This is a genomic window from Streptococcus mitis (assembly GCF_013305725.1).
Taxonomy (GTDB): Bacteria; Bacillota; Bacilli; order Lactobacillales; family Streptococcaceae; genus Streptococcus; species Streptococcus mitis_BO.
Map to the genome: position 1 here is coordinate 1,960,528 of NZ_CP047883.1, position 16,975 is coordinate 1,977,502.

Annotated in this window: 20 protein-coding genes and 1 pseudogene; 2 read left to right on the plus strand and 19 right to left on the minus strand. The window is 41.9% G+C overall.

Going from position 1 to position 16,975, the window contains the following annotated elements; genetic code table 11:
• Window positions 1–114: 114 nt before the first annotated feature.
• The 15 genes and pseudogenes from M594_RS09435 to M594_RS09495 form a co-directional block, all read right to left on the minus strand.
• Window positions 115–945 carry an amino acid ABC transporter substrate-binding protein gene (locus tag M594_RS09435; protein ID WP_020901826.1) on the minus strand — a complete coding sequence of 277 codons (831 nt, stop codon included), beginning with the start codon at window positions 943–945 and terminating at the stop codon, window positions 115–117.
• A 209-nt stretch (window positions 946–1,154) separates the two neighbouring features.
• Window positions 1,155–1,478, minus strand: a complete 324-nt coding sequence (locus tag M594_RS09440; protein ID WP_000253936.1) for an AzlD domain-containing protein — start codon at window positions 1,476–1,478, stop codon at window positions 1,155–1,157.
• Window positions 1,468–2,163 (minus strand): AzlC family ABC transporter permease, encoded by a 696-nt coding sequence (locus M594_RS09445; protein WP_000659743.1) that lies wholly within the window; start codon window positions 2,161–2,163, stop codon window positions 1,468–1,470. The genes M594_RS09440 and M594_RS09445 overlap by 11 nt, the downstream gene beginning before the upstream one ends.
• A gap of 240 nt (window positions 2,164–2,403) precedes the next feature.
• Complete coding sequence (locus M594_RS09450; RefSeq protein WP_000036821.1) at window positions 2,404–2,916, minus strand: HdeD family acid-resistance protein; 513 nt, start codon at window positions 2,914–2,916, stop codon at window positions 2,404–2,406.
• On the minus strand, window positions 2,916–3,161 hold the full coding sequence (locus tag M594_RS10165) for a hypothetical protein (RefSeq protein WP_228111187.1): 246 nt from the start codon (window positions 3,159–3,161) through the stop codon (window positions 2,916–2,918). Before M594_RS10165 ends, M594_RS09450 begins: the two co-directional genes overlap by 1 nt.
• Window positions 3,154–3,600, minus strand: a complete 447-nt coding sequence (locus tag M594_RS09455; protein ID WP_004254991.1) for a TetR/AcrR family transcriptional regulator — start codon at window positions 3,598–3,600, stop codon at window positions 3,154–3,156. The genes M594_RS10165 and M594_RS09455 overlap by 8 nt, the downstream gene beginning before the upstream one ends.
• Before the next feature lie 143 nt (window positions 3,601–3,743).
• Window positions 3,744–4,970 (minus strand): MFS transporter, encoded by a 1,227-nt coding sequence (locus M594_RS09460; protein WP_000862437.1) that lies wholly within the window; start codon window positions 4,968–4,970, stop codon window positions 3,744–3,746.
• Window positions 4,971–5,041: 71 nt separating this feature from the next.
• Window positions 5,042–5,707 (minus strand): CPBP family intramembrane glutamic endopeptidase, encoded by a 666-nt coding sequence (locus M594_RS09465; protein ID WP_173876652.1) that lies wholly within the window; start codon window positions 5,705–5,707, stop codon window positions 5,042–5,044.
• A 66-nt stretch (window positions 5,708–5,773) separates the two neighbouring features.
• Complete coding sequence (locus M594_RS09470) at window positions 5,774–5,974, minus strand: peptide pheromone VP1 (RefSeq protein WP_173876653.1); 201 nt, start codon at window positions 5,972–5,974, stop codon at window positions 5,774–5,776.
• Window positions 5,975–6,264: 290 nt separating this feature from the next.
• Window positions 6,265–7,128 (minus strand): Rgg/GadR/MutR family transcriptional regulator, encoded by an 864-nt coding sequence (locus M594_RS09475; protein WP_049543148.1) that lies wholly within the window; start codon window positions 7,126–7,128, stop codon window positions 6,265–6,267.
• Window positions 7,129–7,231: 103 nt separating this feature from the next.
• Complete coding sequence (gene tsaD / locus M594_RS09480) at window positions 7,232–8,242, minus strand: tRNA (adenosine(37)-N6)-threonylcarbamoyltransferase complex transferase subunit TsaD (RefSeq protein WP_173876654.1); 1,011 nt, start codon at window positions 8,240–8,242, stop codon at window positions 7,232–7,234.
• Window positions 8,232–8,669 carry a ribosomal protein S18-alanine N-acetyltransferase gene (rimI, locus tag M594_RS09485; protein ID WP_173876655.1) on the minus strand — a complete coding sequence of 146 codons (438 nt, stop codon included), beginning with the start codon at window positions 8,667–8,669 and terminating at the stop codon, window positions 8,232–8,234. Before rimI ends, tsaD begins: the two co-directional genes overlap by 11 nt.
• Window positions 8,666–9,349: a tRNA (adenosine(37)-N6)-threonylcarbamoyltransferase complex dimerization subunit type 1 TsaB gene (gene tsaB / locus M594_RS09490; RefSeq protein WP_173876656.1), complete on the minus strand. Its 684-nt coding sequence runs from the start codon at window positions 9,347–9,349 to the stop codon at window positions 8,666–8,668. The genes rimI and tsaB overlap by 4 nt, the downstream gene beginning before the upstream one ends.
• Before the next feature lie 104 nt (window positions 9,350–9,453).
• Window positions 9,454–9,667: pseudogene (locus tag M594_RS10220) on the minus strand (hypothetical protein).
• 491 nt (window positions 9,668–10,158) lie between these two features.
• Complete coding sequence (locus M594_RS09495; protein WP_173876657.1) at window positions 10,159–10,374, minus strand: hypothetical protein; 216 nt, start codon at window positions 10,372–10,374, stop codon at window positions 10,159–10,161.
• Between the two features lie 279 nt (window positions 10,375–10,653).
• On the opposite strand from M594_RS09495, the gene M594_RS09500 reads away from it, so the two are divergent.
• Together M594_RS09500 and rnjA are read left to right on the plus strand one after the other, a co-directional pair.
• Window positions 10,654–10,887: a DNA-dependent RNA polymerase subunit epsilon gene (locus tag M594_RS09500; RefSeq protein ID WP_000639571.1), complete on the plus strand. Its 234-nt coding sequence runs from the start codon at window positions 10,654–10,656 to the stop codon at window positions 10,885–10,887.
• Window position 10,888: 1 nt separating this feature from the next.
• Entirely contained in the window at window positions 10,889–12,568 is a 1,680-nt protein-coding gene (gene rnjA / locus M594_RS09505) for a ribonuclease J1 (protein ID WP_125443281.1), read from the plus strand.
• Between the two features lie 142 nt (window positions 12,569–12,710).
• Here rnjA and mnmG read toward each other — a convergent pair whose 3' ends face one another.
• From mnmG to mnmA, 4 genes are all read right to left on the minus strand, one after another.
• Window positions 12,711–14,624: a tRNA uridine-5-carboxymethylaminomethyl(34) synthesis enzyme MnmG gene (gene mnmG, locus M594_RS09510; protein WP_050248647.1), complete on the minus strand. Its 1,914-nt coding sequence runs from the start codon at window positions 14,622–14,624 to the stop codon at window positions 12,711–12,713.
• A complete protein-coding gene (locus M594_RS09515; RefSeq protein ID WP_020901815.1) occupies window positions 14,614–15,045 on the minus strand; it encodes an NUDIX hydrolase in 432 nt (143 codons plus the stop codon). The genes mnmG and M594_RS09515 overlap by 11 nt, the downstream gene beginning before the upstream one ends.
• A gap of 8 nt (window positions 15,046–15,053) precedes the next feature.
• Complete coding sequence (locus M594_RS09520) at window positions 15,054–15,509, minus strand: NUDIX hydrolase (protein WP_173876658.1); 456 nt, start codon at window positions 15,507–15,509, stop codon at window positions 15,054–15,056.
• A 140-nt stretch (window positions 15,510–15,649) separates the two neighbouring features.
• Window positions 15,650–16,771 carry a tRNA 2-thiouridine(34) synthase MnmA gene (gene mnmA / locus M594_RS09525; protein WP_020901813.1) on the minus strand — a complete coding sequence of 374 codons (1,122 nt, stop codon included), beginning with the start codon at window positions 16,769–16,771 and terminating at the stop codon, window positions 15,650–15,652.
• Window positions 16,772–16,975: the final 204 nt, after the last annotated feature.

Here is a 16,975-nt window from a genome sequence, read left to right on the forward strand (position 1 = left end):
ACAATTTGTTTGATTTCACAAATTGTTATTAGATAGCCAGATATATAGTTTAAAACTATATCCCTAAAAACTGAGAAATCATCCATCTTATTCAGAATGGATGACTTCAAGAAATTATTTAATATCAGCTTCTGCTGGTAGATAAGTGTCTCCGAAGAATTGTTTAGACAATTTTTCAAGAGTTCCGTCTTTGTAGAGTTCTTGGATACGTTTGTCTACAAATGTTTTCAACTCATCTTGACCTTTAGCAAGAAGTGGGTAAACGTAAGGTTGTTGGTCGCTTGGAAGTTCAATAACTTTCAGATTGTCCAAGCCTTGGTTCTTGATAACTGTTTCAACACCGATTTTATCAAAAATCTTGTAGTCAAACTGGCCATCGCTCAAGCGTCCCATGATTTGTTGGAAGTCTGCTCTAGTGTAGTTAAGAACAGTTGGATTATCTGAGTGTTGTTTGTTGTAGTCTTCTAACTGTTTAGCAGATGTTGTCCCTTGAACAACTTCTGTTGATTTTCCACCGATATCATCAAGTGATTTGATGCTAGAGTCGTCCTTCTTCACTACAAGAACGTTAGGATTTTTAGCAGTTGGGGCTGCATAAAGGTATTTTTCAGCACGTTCTTTAGTGTAGCTGATGTTGTTAACTGCCATTTGGTAACGGTCAGCATCAAGACCCGCAAAGACACCTGACCACTCTGTCTTCTCAAACTTGACATCATACTTGTCAGAGTCTTTAAAGATAGCACGAACCACTTCAATTTCATAACCAGTCAATTCACCATTTTCTTCATAGTTGAATGGTTTTGGTGAAGCATTGGTTGCAACGATAATTTCTTTCTTGCTAGCTGCTTCTCCTTCTTTTTTCGCACCACCTGAGCAAGCCGCAAGCACACCTGCAGCAACAAGTCCTAGGGCAGCAAGAGATGAGTATTTAACGATTTTTTTCATGTCATTTCCTCCAAAATAGAATACCTTATAATCTTAACAGAAAAAGAGCATTTACGCCATTATATGATATCTATCTCTGTGATAGGTTTTCTTTATGGCTAATTTATACTCAATGAAAATCAAAGAGCAAACTAGAAAGCTAGCCGCAAGCTGTACTTGAGTACGGTAAGGCGACGCTGACGTGGTTTGAATTTGATTTTCGAAGAGTATTAAAAGACCAAACGCAAGACTGCAATTAAGACCACTCCAAAGAGAACTGTTCCGACTAGATTGCGGTAGCGGAAGGCTACCCAAGCTGTTGGAAAGACTGCTAAGAAGTCTAGCCATTTAATTTGAGGAAGGCTACCAACCTTGCCTGTCACTACACTTGAAAGAATCAAGGCAAAGATAATCGAAACGGGCAAGAACTTCAAAAAACGTTCAACAATCGCAGGCAAGCCCTTATACTTAACCAAGATGAAGGGAATCATACGGGGAATCCAAGTCACAAGACCAGAGAAAATAACTGCTAATAAAAGATACTTACTGACCATCTAAAACCACCCCCATTGTACAACCAAGTAGCGTCGCAAACAGAACAGCTAGTGACTGAGACACCACTGTCAAGAGTAAAAAGAAGGACACCGCAACAACTGCTAGGATAATGAGCAGATTGCGGACAGGAATCCGTCTTTGCATAATCTGGAATTGCGAAGCAAAAATTCCAATGAACATCCCAACCAGGGCAAAATCCAAGCCAAAGATTTCTGGATTTGGCAGCAGACCACCCAGAGCCGTTCCGACAACTGTTCCCACAAACCAAGCCACATAGCTGTTGAGATTGTTTCCGTGCATCCACATAGGATTGACCTTGTCTGTATGGGCTAACTCGCCCATCAAAACGCCATAAGTCTCATCCGTCAAGAGACTAGACATACCGATATTTTGCCAGAGACTGGTATGACGGAAATAGGTTGACGCATGCAAACTCAACAAAAAGAGACGCAAATTAATCAAAAAGACCGTCATAGCAATAGCTGCCACAGGTGCTTGAACCGCAATCAGTGCCAACATGGCAAACTGGGCGCTCCCAGCATAAACAAAGAGGCTCATCAAGCCCATCTCAACAGGTGTCACATAGGGCGCACCAATAATCCCACAGGCCAAGCCAATACTGACATAACCAAGGGCCGTTGGCATGGCCGCCTGCGCCCCCTCCCAAAATCCTTTTTCTTTCATCTTTCTCCTCATATTGTCTTAATAATACTCAATGAAAATCAAAGAGCAAACTAGAAAGCTGGCCACAGGTTGCTCAAAACATTGTTTTGAGGTTGCAGATAGAAGCTGACGCAGTTTGAAGAGATTTTCGAAGAGTATAAGTAGGCTGAAAAGGCTCCAGCCATAGCATGGACTATTATAACACATTCAGGAAAGAGAAAAAAGTCTGCTGATTGTAATCAGACAGACTCCATTTTATTCTTATTTAATCTTGAAGAATTGAACAATTGCCACAATACCTTGATAAATAAAGACAAAGGCAATGGTGTAACTAATATAGAGACCGGTCATCAATGGGTGTCCCATCATGATTAAACCTGCTACGATTCCTAAAATCCCCATCCAAACTAGAGGGGTACCTACCGATTTATCCGTCTTACGAACCTTGAAACCAACGATAGTTTTTGTAATACCATTTGTCAAGGCCCATAAAGAAATGATAAATGGTACAAATGTTACCATTTCAATAAAGCTACCTGAGAACAAGGTAAGAGCGAGGATGAGGGTAACAATTCCTCCAAATAAATTCCAGCCATGCTTTTCTTCTGATTTGAAGTATTGTACAATCTCAGAAATCCCTTGAACTGCAAATACAAGTGCAAACCAGAAAGTCATGGAAGCCAAGCTAATAAGAGGATGTGCAAACATATTAAAACCTACAAAAACTGCAAAAATACCCGCAATTAGTAACAACCATTTCCAAATTTTCGACATTATTTTTCTCCTTTTTTAGAGGAATCTTCCTCTAGTATTCCATAAATCATCATATCCAAAACCTGTGATAATTGATGTTCATATCCTGAAACCAAGTCAGGCAAACTGCTATCTGACGAAACAGTTAAATAATAGGAACGAAACATATCCTGAATCAATCGCAGATAGTCCATAGCTCGTTTCTCATCAATATGCTCTTTCAGTTTGGATTCTGATATAAGTTTTTGACAAACTTGTTCATTCAAGTCCAAAAAGATAGCTTTTGGATTCTGATATAAGTTTTTGACAAACTTGTTCATTCAAGTCCAAAAAGATAGCTTTCTGTGGTGCAATGTCTGCTTCCAATTCTTCTGGTGTCGCAATCATTGCCTCAAAGAAAATGTGGCTATGTTCTGGGTATTGCTGATAAAATTGGTGACGTCTTTCCATATAATCAGCTAAGGAGGGCACTTGACCTTCCACCCCCAGAAACACTGCCAAAGCTTTCTCAAAACTCTCCTGAAAACAAGTTAGATAGAGGTCTGATTTCCCTGAAAAATTATGATACAAAACTCCTTTGGAAATACCATCCACTTTACAAAGTTCATTGATGACAAAACCTTGATAGCCTTTTGTAGCAAATTCAAACAAAGCAGCGGTAATGATTTTCTCTCTTCGTAGTCTTGTTTTTTCTTCTTTTCTCATGTATTTATCTCTACATTTTTGAATTATAAACCGATTGGTCTGAAATGTCAAGCAACTTTCTCAAAAATTTAACAGTCTGCTGATTGTAGCCATCATAAACAGACTGGAATCCAGTCTCAAACATATAATATACACATTCTTCGCTAAATGTTTTCACGGATATTCAAGAGTATGATAAAGGCAGCTAGAAGAAATAGCAATAAAACAAAGCTAACTGCCAGAGTTCCAAAGCTAGTAGCAATGGTTACCAAAGCTATTGTAAATAAGCTAGGTAAAACAACTGTAATGGCACCGATAGAGGATTGAACTGCTCCCATTGACTCCTCAGGTATTTGTTTAAAAATGAGTTCCTGTAATCGAGGAGAGAGGATACCTGCGAAAAAGGCATCCAAGGCACTAAAGATAAGAATCCAGTCAAAACGAACTGCCACAAAGCCAACTAAAAGGAGTAATTGGATAATAAGCGAGGCATATAGGGCTAGTTTTATGGAGATTGTATTCTTCAGATAGCCACTCACAAGGCTTCCGACAATAAGGGCTGACAATTCAAGGGTGGATAACAAGGCAAGAGATTGACCTGTTTGTAAATTCAAAAAGGGCTGATTCCTCAAAAACAGAGTAGAAACAGGAACTGTAACATTTATCACTGCTTGACTAATAGAGATAATAAACAAAACCAAGAGCACCTTATTCATATTCCATATCAATTTTGATGATTGGAGCAGATGCTGGCAAAAGGATTTTACAGAGAGTCCTTCTTGATAGCTAATCGTTTTTTCTACTTTCAAGAGGTCTGTTTTTATGAAAAGAATACCTAAAAATGCGATTAAAAAGGTCAGAGCATTCAGTAAGGAAATAGACTGGATAGATAGAATACCTAGTAAGACTCCTCCTAGAATATTACTGATTGTTTTCACTAAACTAACAGTTGACTGTTTAAATCCAATAGCTTCTGCCAGATGGTCTTGCCCAATAATTCTAATGAAAATCGGAGTGAGCATGGCGCCTGAAAAATAACTCAATGTGTCAGATAAGAGGTTAATCAGACAAATAAATGCTACTAATAACAAGGAAAAGGACTGCCCTGAAAGTGATAAAGAAACGATAGAGTAAAGCAAAAATTTTGCAAAACTAATCATTGTATATTTTAGGACACGATGATGTTGAAAATCCGCCAAAACTCCCAGAAAGATTTGCAGAACTTGAGGAAGGGTTTCTGAAATCGTGATCAGTAAAATCGCCAAAGGGGCAAAAGATGCATCTGCCACATAATTCAAAAAGGCCAGATAAAAAATCGTATCCCCAACCGTTGAAATCCACTGGTTGATGGTTAATTGCCTAAAATCTCTATTTTGAAGAAATACTTTCATCACAACTCCTTTTTGAATTCAAATGGGAATCTTTCCCCAAGGATAGACCACGATACTACTAACAACCAAAATTACAGTAACATCAAAAGCTGACCAATGCCATTGTAGACTATATGCAATCCAATAGGCCAATAAATTGACTTTGTTACTCTAAATAAGACTGCAAATATAAGGCCGCCACCCATATAGTAGACAAAGTCTGTCAAGACCCAACCATGACTACTAATGTGCAAGATTCCAAATAATATAGCTGATCCGAGTACATCCAGTCCCCATTTCTTCCCTTTTTCCAGAGCAGTCATCACCAATCCACGATAAATCATGTCTTCAAAAATGGGACCTGCAATCACAGGATAAAAAAAATACATCAAAAATGCCGTAGCTCCTGTAAAAGTAGGAGCAGCATGTTGATAAGAAATTTCATTTCGAGTAGGTGGGAAAAGAAAAAAGGTAACGAAATTCCAAACAACAAAAGCAAGCAGAGCTAGGAAGGAATAGACAAGATAGGATCCTTTAAACTTTCTACTGTTGATTTGTTGCCATTTACCTGACCAAATCATAGCAATAAGGGCTAATAAAACTACAAGAAAATTCAACATCATATCCGACAGATAATAGGCAAAGTCAGATAAACCAGTAACAAGGTCGCTGCGTAAAACTAGACCACTGAACTTCTGGTCAGCAACAACTAGCAGAATAGCTATAATAAAGTAGTAGCGTGAGATTACCTTTTTCATTCTATTTTCTCCTATACTATGAAATAAAGACAGCCCCTACCCAAGAAAAGGCAAGGGCTTTGGATATTAATAACGTCGGCGGTCATAATCAGAGTCAGGTTTATCGTTAAAATATTTCTGCCAGAAATTAGTGATTGACCAAGGTGTCCCGAACCCTCCCCATGCACCGCTTGGGATATTGCCAAGATACACAAGATCTCCTCCATAAACCTTCTCCAACTCAGCTTCTGTCAATTCCATTGTTTCTGCAAATTGTAAATTTAACATCTTTTATACTCCTTCAATCGTTTTCTTCTTGTAAACCACTTCTGCGACCTAGGATTTGCTTCAAGTGCTTTACAAGGACAGTATAACACGAAAATTAGCTTATTTTAGAAAATCGCATATTTGACATTTTTTCTTGTAGCAATTTCTTATTTGCGATTTTGGTAGATTTGATTATTTCCCTGCTATAATAAAGTTATTACTAACAAGGAGGGATATAATGATGAAGAAAAGAAAAATCCAACTGATACTCCTGCTTATTTCGGAGTGGGTGATTGTCTTCCCGTTTCTAATTAATCGATAAGTTCTTTGTATTGCTGAAAACGCAATTCGAAGAGGGCTAGCAATTGTGGATTTTCTAATACTTGCAGAGATTGGATAAAGTGTTCAATCTCTTTTTGATTGCTTCCTTTGGTTTGAAGAAAGACACTCATTTTCTTTAAAAATTGCCACGATACTTTCTCAAAAACATCGTACGGACGCAACATGCTCTCCAACTCAGTTTCAAAGATTGGGATGTATGAGAAAAGTTTTCGCTCCATGAGTTCTGATAAGATATTTAAGAGTCCTTGCTTCATATACAACCGATTATGTACCAACTCCTTAAATTCTTTAGACTTCTCAATTAAAGCGGTCGATAAAAATATCAAATCTTGATTGCTCAAGAAGGGCATGGTATTGCAAAAGAGATAGAGTTCAAACCAGGTCCAAGACTCAATAGCATAGAGATAGATAGTCAAAAACTCGCTATCTTCTTTTACTAATGGATAGTTCTTATTTAAGGAATGGAGTGCGTTTTTAATTACAATGGCATTCAAACGACGATAGGTCTCTGCCATCTGTTCTTGCTCGACTTCCTCCAACAGTTGCTCTAAACCAGCTATATCTTGGTGGGCAAAGCGATCCACAACCTTTCTACCAATCTGCATATGTAGGGATTCTTGATAATTGTTTAGCTTATGACCAAACTCATCAAAATTCATATTGATCCCTTGGATGGCTAGGATCAACTTATCCGCAGATAGCATAGACTGCCCTAGTTCAAACTTGGACAACTGAGAGGCTGTTAGACCAGCACAAGCCACATCTGACTGCTTGAGCTTTCTCGCCAAACGTAATTCCTTGTAAAATTCTCCCAACTCCATTCTCTCAATCATCTCACCACCTCCTATTTTTTATATAGTATATCATTATTCACAATTATTTGTCAAAATATTCTGACATTTAAGAGAGCAAAAAAGCCAGCCCTAAGCTGACTCTTTATTCCATCGTATCAAAAGCAAGACTTGGTTTGGCATTGAGGTCCAAGTTTGCAAAGTTTTCTTTGTTCCACTCGCTGACGCTAGCATAGGCAATCATGCCTGCATTGTCTCCGCAGAGGCGCAGAGGTGGAATGATGACCTTGACGTCAGTGATTTCAGCCGCTAGGCGTTCTCTGAGACCTTTATTGGCTGCCACACCACCTGCCACGACAAGGGTTTTAACAGGATATTTCTCCAAAGCCTTCTTGGTTTTGGCCATAAGAATATCCAAGACAGCTGCTTGGAAGGAAGCACACAAATCTTCTGTGGATAGATTTTCTCCCTTTTGCTCGGCATTGTGGTGAAGATTGATAAAGGCCGATTTCAAACCTGAGAATGAAAACTCCAGATTATCTTCCTTAATCATGGCACGGGGGAAATCATAAATATCCTGCCCCTGATGAGCTAGCTCATCAATCTCACGACCTGCAGGATAGGTCAAGCCCATGACACGGCCGACCTTATCATAGGCCTCACCAACCGCGTCATCTCGCGTTTCCCCAACAATCTTGTAGTCACCAGCCTCAGAAACATAAACCAACTCTGTGTGCCCACCGCTAACCAAGAGGGCTAGCAAGGGAAACTCCAAAGGCTCCACACTCTGAGCGGCCATGAGGTGGCCAGCCATGTGGTTAACGGGAATCAGCGGAAGTCCATGTGCCCAAGCAAAGGCCTTAGCAGCTGACAAACCAACTAGTAAGGCTCCAACCAAGCCCGGTCCATAGGTAACCGCAACAGCTGTCACATCGTTTTCAATAATCTCTGCTTCTGCTAGCGCCTCCTCGATACAGGCTGTAATGACCTCGACATGGTGACGACTGGCTACTTCTGGCACTACGCCCCCAAAACGTTTGTGACTCTCAATTTGACTAGCAATGACATTGGACAAGAGCTCATCGTCGTTTTTCAAGACGGCAACACTAGTCTCATCACAGGATGTTTCAAATGCTAAAATATATCTATCCTTCATCTATTTCTCTCTTCATGATGATGGCGTCCTCGACTGGATCATGGTAGTAGGCCTTTCTCTCAGCGATGACCGCCATCTTTTCTTTCTTGTAAAATGCTTGCGCTCGTTGATTTGACTTTCTGACTTCGAGGAAAATCTCCTTATCTGTCGGCATTTGAGAAAACAAAGCTGACGCAATTCCCTGACCCTGATAGTCTCCTTTAACAGCGATTTGCAAGACTTCTGCCTCAAAGATATTTTCCTGCACAGCTAGAAATCCAATCACTTCTGCCCCATCATAAGCTAGAGCATACCAAGTCTGGTCTTGGGACAGGTCTGCTTGGATTTGTTCCAGCGTCCAAGGACTGACTGGGTAAACATCCGCCATAACAGCATAGATGGCTTGAGCCAGGTCAGACTGCTGTTGGATTCGTTTAATTTCTATCATAGGCGTCTAATGTAAGACTCGCCAGACTCGGTGTGGTTCTTGAGCCAGTTTTCCTCAGCCTCAACACGTTTGAGGTAGTTGGGCACAAAATCATGCAAGGAGTCTGCTTCCTTGTCCCAAGCCAAAAGAGCTAGATTAGCTGCATTAGGCAAGGTTTCTTTGTAATTAGTCCTTGGTAAATGTTCTTGAATCTGCTCCACAAAGGCTCCAACTTCTCCGACAAAGGTTACCTGACTAGCACCCTTAACTTTCTCTAACACTTCTTCAAAAGATTGGTGCGCTTCTGGCATGACAGGTTTAGCATTTTTATAAAATCCTGCATAAACATTGTTGCGACGCGCATCCATCAAAGGAACGAACAAGCCTTCTTGTTGGTAGGGCACCAGAGCCAAGAGGCTAGACATACCAACTAACTCGATGTTCAGGGTATGAGCAAGCGTCTTGGCAGTTGCTACCGCAATTCGCAAGCCCGTGTAGCTACCTGGTCCCTCTGCCACCACGATTCGGTCCAAGTCCTTGGGAGTCCAGTCCAAACTCGCCATCAAAAAATCGATGGCAGGCATAAGGGTAATACTGTGATTTTTCTTGATGTTAATAGTAGTCTCAGCAAGAACCTGCTTGTCCTCTAAAATAGCAAGAGAAAGAGCCTTGCTGGACGTATCAAAAGCTAATACTTTCATAACACATTCCTATCTTTTTGTCTGCTTACTATTATACTACAAAAGCTGTCACATGGGAATTTTCTTTATTCCCAAACAAAAATGCCCCAGCATAAGCAGGGCATCTAAGCATTTAAACCAAAGTAGAAAACGAGCCAGATAACATAGGTTACAAGGAGGATAAAAATTGAGTAGAGTGTCACAAAAGCAAGCTTCCAAAGGAATTTTTTTTGCGGTGTCCCAGATGTACAAACAGAGCATTCCCCCATAGACACAGGCTACAAAGACTATAAACACCAAGAGGCGAACCCCTATCGCAAATTCAAACAAACTAAACATTCTTAATCCTCTTTTTGGTATTTCTATTTTTATATAAACTGTTGACTATGTTGGTCTATCAATGTTAAAATGTAATTCAACACTGGTAGGAAAATCAGGTTGAGTCGTTGACTCTTCGGGTTGCGGTGCTATCCCTGAAACTTTGGTTTCTAAAGAACTGGAATTGCGATTGATTAGTTCGCCCCCAGTGTTAGATGGCTCTTGACTTCGGTCAGGAGCTTTTTGATGCTTTTAAAGTTGATTCCCTAAGTAAGTTATAGTAAAATATAAATATTGAGAGGATAACGTAGGGCGACTGGTAACAGAGCGTTCAAAGGTACCAACTTCTGGTACGAGTGTGGGACTGCCCTCAGCTTTGAGCTGTAAAAACCCCATGTGTAGATACATCCTCTCTTTTTTTGTTGCTCTAGATTTGGAATTGCCTCTTGACCTCAATCAAGAGTTTTTCTCTCTTTGCCCCCAAACAAAAATGCCCAGCATGAGCAGGGCATCTAAGCATTTAATCCAAAGTAAAATACAAACCAAACGACATAGGTTACAAGGAGGAGAAAAATCGAGTAGAGAGTCACAAAGGTAATCTTCCACAAGAACTTGGTTTGTCGTCGTTCCAGTTTGGCAAATAGAAGATTCCCCGCATAAACGCAAGCAACAAAAACAATAAAAACTACCAAACGAGCTCCGATAGCAAAAGCAAATAAGTTATACATAGGGCAACCTCCTTGACTTAAAATCTATCTGGAATTATGACAAACAATAAAACTCATTTCCATTATCAAAATAACATATTTTCTTTATTTTTGCAAACGATTACCAAAGAAATCGTCCTGTGACTTTCTCGTTTCCGTCTTTTACTAATTTTTCATTTTGTGGTATAATTGAAATAATTGTAACGAATCAAGGTCAATCTAGACACAAAATGGAATGAAATCAAACAAATCTATGCTAAAAGTTTGGAATAAGCTGACCTGTAAATAGAAAGGAACTATATGATTTACAAAGTTTTTTATCAAGAAACAAAAGAACGTAGCCCACGCCGTGAAACAACACGCGCACTATACCTAGACATCGATGCTAACTCAGAACTTGAGGGCCGTATCGCTGCTCGCCAACTTGTCGAAGAAAATCGCCCAGAGTACAATATCGAGTATATCGAACTCTTGTCTGACAAATTGCTAGATTACGAAAAAGAAACTGGCGCCTTCGAAATTACGGAGTTCTAATATGGCCTACACTCTTAAACCTGAAGAAGTCGGCGTTTTTGCCATCGGTGGTCTGGGAGAAATCGGGAAAAATACATACGGAATTGAATACCAAGATGAGATTATCATCGTCGATGCTGGGATTAAATTCCCAGAAGATGACTTGCTGGGTATCGACTACGTCATTCCTGATTACTCTTACATCGTAGACAATATCGACCGCGTCAAGGCTGTTCTGATTACTCACGGGCACGAGGACCACATCGGTGGGATTCCATTCCTTCTCAAGCAAGCAAATGTCCCTATCTATGCTGGACCACTTGCCTTGGCTTTGATCCGTGGGAAACTCGAAGAACACGGTCTCCTGCGCAACGCCAAACTTTACGAAATCAACCATAATACTGAGTTGACCTTTAAAAATCTCAAGGCAACTTTCTTTAGAACGACTCACTCTATTCCAGAGCCTTTGGGAATTGTCATTCATACTCCTCAAGGGAAAATTGTCTGTACGGGTGACTTCAAGTTTGACTTAACACCAGTTGGTGAACCTGCAGATTTGCACCGTATGGCAGCTCTTGGTGAAGAAGGTGTACTCTGTCTCCTGTCTGACTCGACAAATGCAGAAATTCCAACCTTTACCAACTCTGAAAAAGTCGTTGGCCAGTCCATCATGAAGATTATCCAAGGCATAGAGGGACGTATCATCTTTGCATCCTTTGCCTCAAATATCTTCCGTCTCCAGCAAGCAACAGAAGCTGCTGTTAAGACTGGACGCAAGATTGCGGTCTTTGGTCGCTCTATGGAAAAGGCCATTGTCAACGGAATTGACCTTGGTTACATCAAAGCTCCTAAGGGAACCTTTATCGAGCCAAATGAAATCAAAGACTACCCTGCAGGCGAGGTTCTGATCCTCTGTACAGGTAGTCAGGGTGAACCTATGGCGGCCCTCTCTCGTATCGCCAACGGAACCCACCGTCAGGTACAACTCCAGCCCGGTGATACGGTCATCTTCTCTTCAAGCCCAATCCCTGGAAATACTACTAGCGTTAACAAGCTGATTAACATCATTTCTGAAGCTGGTGTCGAAGTTATCCACGGTAAAGTGAACAATATCCATACATCTGGACACGGTGGTCAGCAAGAGCAAAAACTTATGCTCCGCTTGATTAAGCCAAAATACTTCATGCCTGTCCACGGTGAATACCGTATGCAAAAAGTCCACGCTGGACTAGCGGTGGATACTGGTGTCGAGAAGGACAATATCTTTATCATGAGCAATGGTGATGTGCTTGCTCTTACTGCTGACTCAGCTCGTATCGCAGGTCATTTCAATGCCCAAGACATCTATGTCGATGGAAATCGTATCGGTGAAATCGGCGCTGCTGTCCTCAAAGACCGTCGTGATTTATCTGAAGACGGTGTCGTTCTAGCAGTCGCAACTGTTGACTTCAAATCGCAGATGATTCTGTCTGGCCCAGACATCCTTAGCCGAGGCTTTGTCTACATGAGAGAATCTGGCGACTTGATTCGCCAAAGCCAGCGCATCCTCTTCAATGCAATTCGTATCGCACTGAAAAATAAGGACGCCAGCGTGCAATCTGTCAATGGTGCCATTGTCAACGCCATTCGTCCCTTCCTTTATGAAAATACAGAACGTGAACCGATTATCATCCCTATGATCCTCACACCAGATGAAGAATAATACTCTTCGAAAATCAAATTCAAACCACGTCAGCTTCGCCTTGCCGTACTCAAGTACAGTCTTCGGCTAGCTTCCTAGTTTACTCTTTGATTTTCATTGAGTACAAGTCAACAAAACAGCCCCGTTTTCGGAGCTGTTTTTTCTATGCTTTCTTTTCTTGATTTTTAGAAATACTACGATTTTTACCTTCAAGATACACCATCAAAATAGAAATATCTGCTGGGTTTACTCCCGAAATACGGCTGGCTTGACCGATGGTTTCTGGATTGATGAGTTTGAACTTCTGACGGGCTTCGGTTGCAATAGAATCAATGTCATCCCAGTCAATATTGGCTGGAATGCGTTTTTCTTCCATGCGTTTCATCTTGGCAACCTGATCCATGGCTTTGGAAATATAGCCTTCGTATTTGATTTCTGTTTCAATCAATTCGATAATCTTGTCATCCAAGTCTTCTGCAGCTGGTCCGATGAAGGCTACCACATCTTGGTAAGAAACTTCTGGACGGCGAAGGAATTCCTTGGCTGTCACTGCATCGGTCAACGGTTTAAAGCCCATCTCCTCAACCTTGGCATTTGTTTCCTTGACTGGCTTGAGTTTGATACTATCTAGGCGCTTCATCTCATTTTCAAATTGATTTTTCTTAATTTCAAAGCGAGCCCAGCGTTCATCATCCACAAGACCAATCTCACGGCCCATCTCAGTCAAACGCATATCGGCATTGTCATGACGGAGGATGAGACGGTACTCAGCACGACTGGTCAAGAGACGGTAGGGTTCAATAGTTCCCTTGGTCACCAAGTCATCAATCATGACCCCGATATAACCGTCACTACGCTTCAAAATCAATTCAGGCTTGCCTTGGATTTTCAGAGCCGCATTGATCCCAGCGATAATCCCTTGGCCAGCAGCTTCTTCATAACCTGATGTTCCATTTGTCTGACCAGCAGTGAATAGACCTGAGATTTTCTTGGTTTCCAGAGTCGCACGCAACTGGTGTGGCAAGACCATATCGTACTCAATGGCATAACCTGTTCGCATCATCTCTGCATTTTCCAAACCTTTGATAGAATGAACCAGTTCACGTTGCACATCTTCAGGCAAACTGGTTGAAAGACCTTGGACATAGACTTCCTCTGTATTGCGTCCTTCTGGCTCAAGGAATAGTTGGTGGCGTTCCTTGTCCGCAAAGCGCACAATCTTGTCCTCAATCGATGGGCAGTAACGAGGCCCCACTCCCTTGACCACACCTGTAAACATAGGCGCACGGTGGAGGTTGTTTTGGATAATCTCATGGCTGGTACCATTGGTATAGGTCAACCAGCACGGTACTTGGTCCTTGACATAATCCTCATCACGTGAGGTATATGAGAAGTGATTAGGTGCTTCGTCCCCTGGCTGAATCTCGGTCACATCGTAGTTGATAGAAGAAGCCTTGACACGTGGAGGGGTTCCTGTCTTGAAACGACCAATTTCGAGGCCCAATTCCTTGAGATTGTCAGCAAGGTTAATAGAAGCCAAGCTGTGGTTAGGACCTGATGAGTACTTGAGGTCTCCGATGATAATTTCCCCACGGAGGGCAGTCCCTGTGGTCACGATAACAGCCTTAGCAGCATACTCTTGATGGGTTGCTGTACGCACACCGACAACCTTGCCATCTTCCACCAAAATCTCATCAATCATGGTTTGACGAAGGGTCAGATTTTCTTGATTTTCAACTGTCTTGCGCATTTCCTTAGAGTAAAGCTCTTTGTCAGCTTGCGCACGAAGGGCACGGACAGCTGGCCCCTTACCTGTGTTGAGCATCTTCATCTGGATGTAAGTCTTGTCAATGGTTTTGGCCATCTCGCCACCTAGGGCATCAACTTCACGCACGACAATCCCCTTGGCAGAACCACCGATCGAAGGGTTACAAGGCATGAAAGCCAGCATTTCAATGTTGATAGTCGCAAGCAAGACCTTACAGCCCATACGGCTAGCAGCTAAGGAAGCCTCGACCCCAGCGTGTCCCGCACCGATTACAATAATATCGTATTCTTCAGTAAAATTATATGTCATTTCTTAACCTTTCAAAAATTTCTCGTAAATAAGGAACTAACTTCTCCTCCTCTAGAGCTTGAGCCATAGTAACCCATTTAAAGTGCGTATGCTCTTCAGGATCTAATCTGATAATTGGCTTCTCCCCAACCCACTCTGCTTTATAAACTAAGCGAGTAAAGACAGTATCCTTAGAGGTATCCAGTTGACTATCTTCGTGAAGAAGTTTGAGCGAACTGCTATCTAGCCTAACTCCCGCTTCTTCAATACATTCTCTAAGAGCTCCATCTTGCGGAAGTTCACCCTTTTCAACCCCGCCACCAGGAATATCCCAGTAAGTTGGGTAAACATTGGGTTGTCCTCTTTTAATTTCCGAACGCTGAATGAGCAAATAATCATCACCACTATGAACAAGTACATGGGCAATAAGCTTAACCATCATTTTCTCTCCTATTTCTCAAGATGAATGTGTCTTAGTTGGCCGTCCCAATCTGGTAGGGCTGTTTTTAAAAAGGCTGGAACTAGATTGATACCCTCAAGCTTGTCTATGTCAAGCCATTCACAGGGCTGCCTTTTCTCATCTTCCTGCATGGTCAATGGGGCATCCTCAAGCAAGTCCACCAGATAATGAAACTCGATGTTGTGCCAATAGACACCATCTTCTTCAAAACGATTTTCAACAACAAAAGCTAGTTGCCCAGCTTGAGCTTCGACACCCAGTTCTTCCCTCACTTCACGGACTACCGCGTCTTCCGTGCTTTCATTGACTTGAATCGCACCGCCGATAGTGTAATGCTTGCCCTTATCTTTGGTAACTAGGAGCTTGCCATTTTGGAGAATCAAGGCTGTCGCCCGAACGCCAAAAACAGTATTCCCCACTTTTGTCCGAAAGTCTTGTTGAGTCATTTTTGTCCTTTCCTCTAAACGACACAAAAACAGTCAAAACTCCAAAGAAGTGCAGGACAAAAAAGCCTGCAACATCCATGAGCTTTGACCATCATTTCTATTGCTTTTATTATTGTAGCAAATTGAGAAAATTTGTCAATCTAAATGTACTGACAAACTTGTCCATCGCGGTAAGCATTGTCAATCAAACCGCCACCTAGACACTCTTCGCCATCGTAAAAGACAACTGCCTGTCCTGGTGTGATGGCACGCTGAGGTTCCTCAAAGATGACCTCTGCCTTGTCTCCTTTGACATGGACGGTCACCTTAGAATCAGGCTGACGATAGCGGAATTTTGCTGTGCATTCTAGCGTAAATTCCTCTGGCATATCACGAGTAAAGTGGACTTGACTAGCCTCTAGGCTGGTTGACATGAGCGAATCATGGTAGAAACCTTGGCCGACATAGAGAATATTCTTGCTTAGGTCTTTTCCGACAACGAACCAAGGGGCATTGTCACCGCCGTGTTGCCCACCGATACCAAGTCCACCACGCTGACCAATCGTATAGTACATAAGACCTGCATGCTCGCCCATATCGCGACCATCCACAGTCATCATGCGACCAGGCTGAGCTGGCAGGTAGTTGCTGAGGAAATTTTTAAAGTTCTTTTCTCCGATAAAGCAAATCCCTGTCGAGTCTTTCTTCTTAGCAGTCGCAAGTCCTGCTTCTTCTGCGAGTCTGCGAACTTCAGGCTTTTCCAAATGTCCCAATGGGAACATGGTTTTTTGCAGTTGTTCTTGCGAAAGTTGGCTGAGGAAATAGGTCTGGTCCTTGCCATTGTCCACGCCACGAAGCATGTGAACGATCCCATCCTCATCACGCGCCACTCGGGCATAATGGCCAGTCGCTACATAGTCTGCCCCCAAGGTCATGGCATAGTCCAAAAAGGCCTTAAACTTGATTTCCTTGTTGCACATAACATCTGGATTTGGCGTGCGCCCTGCACGGTATTCCGCTAGGAAATACTCAAAAACACGGTCCCAATACTCTTTTTCAAAGTTGACAGAGTAGTAAGGAATGCCAATCTGGTCTGCCACCGCAGCCACATCCTTGTAATCTTCGGTCGCCGTACAAACGCCGTTTTCATCTGTGTCATCCCAGTTCTTCATGAAGATACCGATCACATCGTAGCCCTGCTCCTTGAGCAAAAGAGCCGTCACCGACGAATCGACACCACCACTCATCCCCACGACAACACGTGTTTTAGAGTTATCACTCATGGTAAGTCTCCCATCTATTCGTTTATTCACGATTGAAGGTCGTGTGTGCTTTAACGATTGAAGGTCGCTTGAGCAGTATTCATTATAACATGCTTGGTTAGAGAAGACAAGAAAGAGGCTGTCAATCGACCAACCTCTTTCATAAAATAATCAATCCTTCAACAAAATCCATTGTTGAAATGCTGTTCTAAACCATTGATAGCT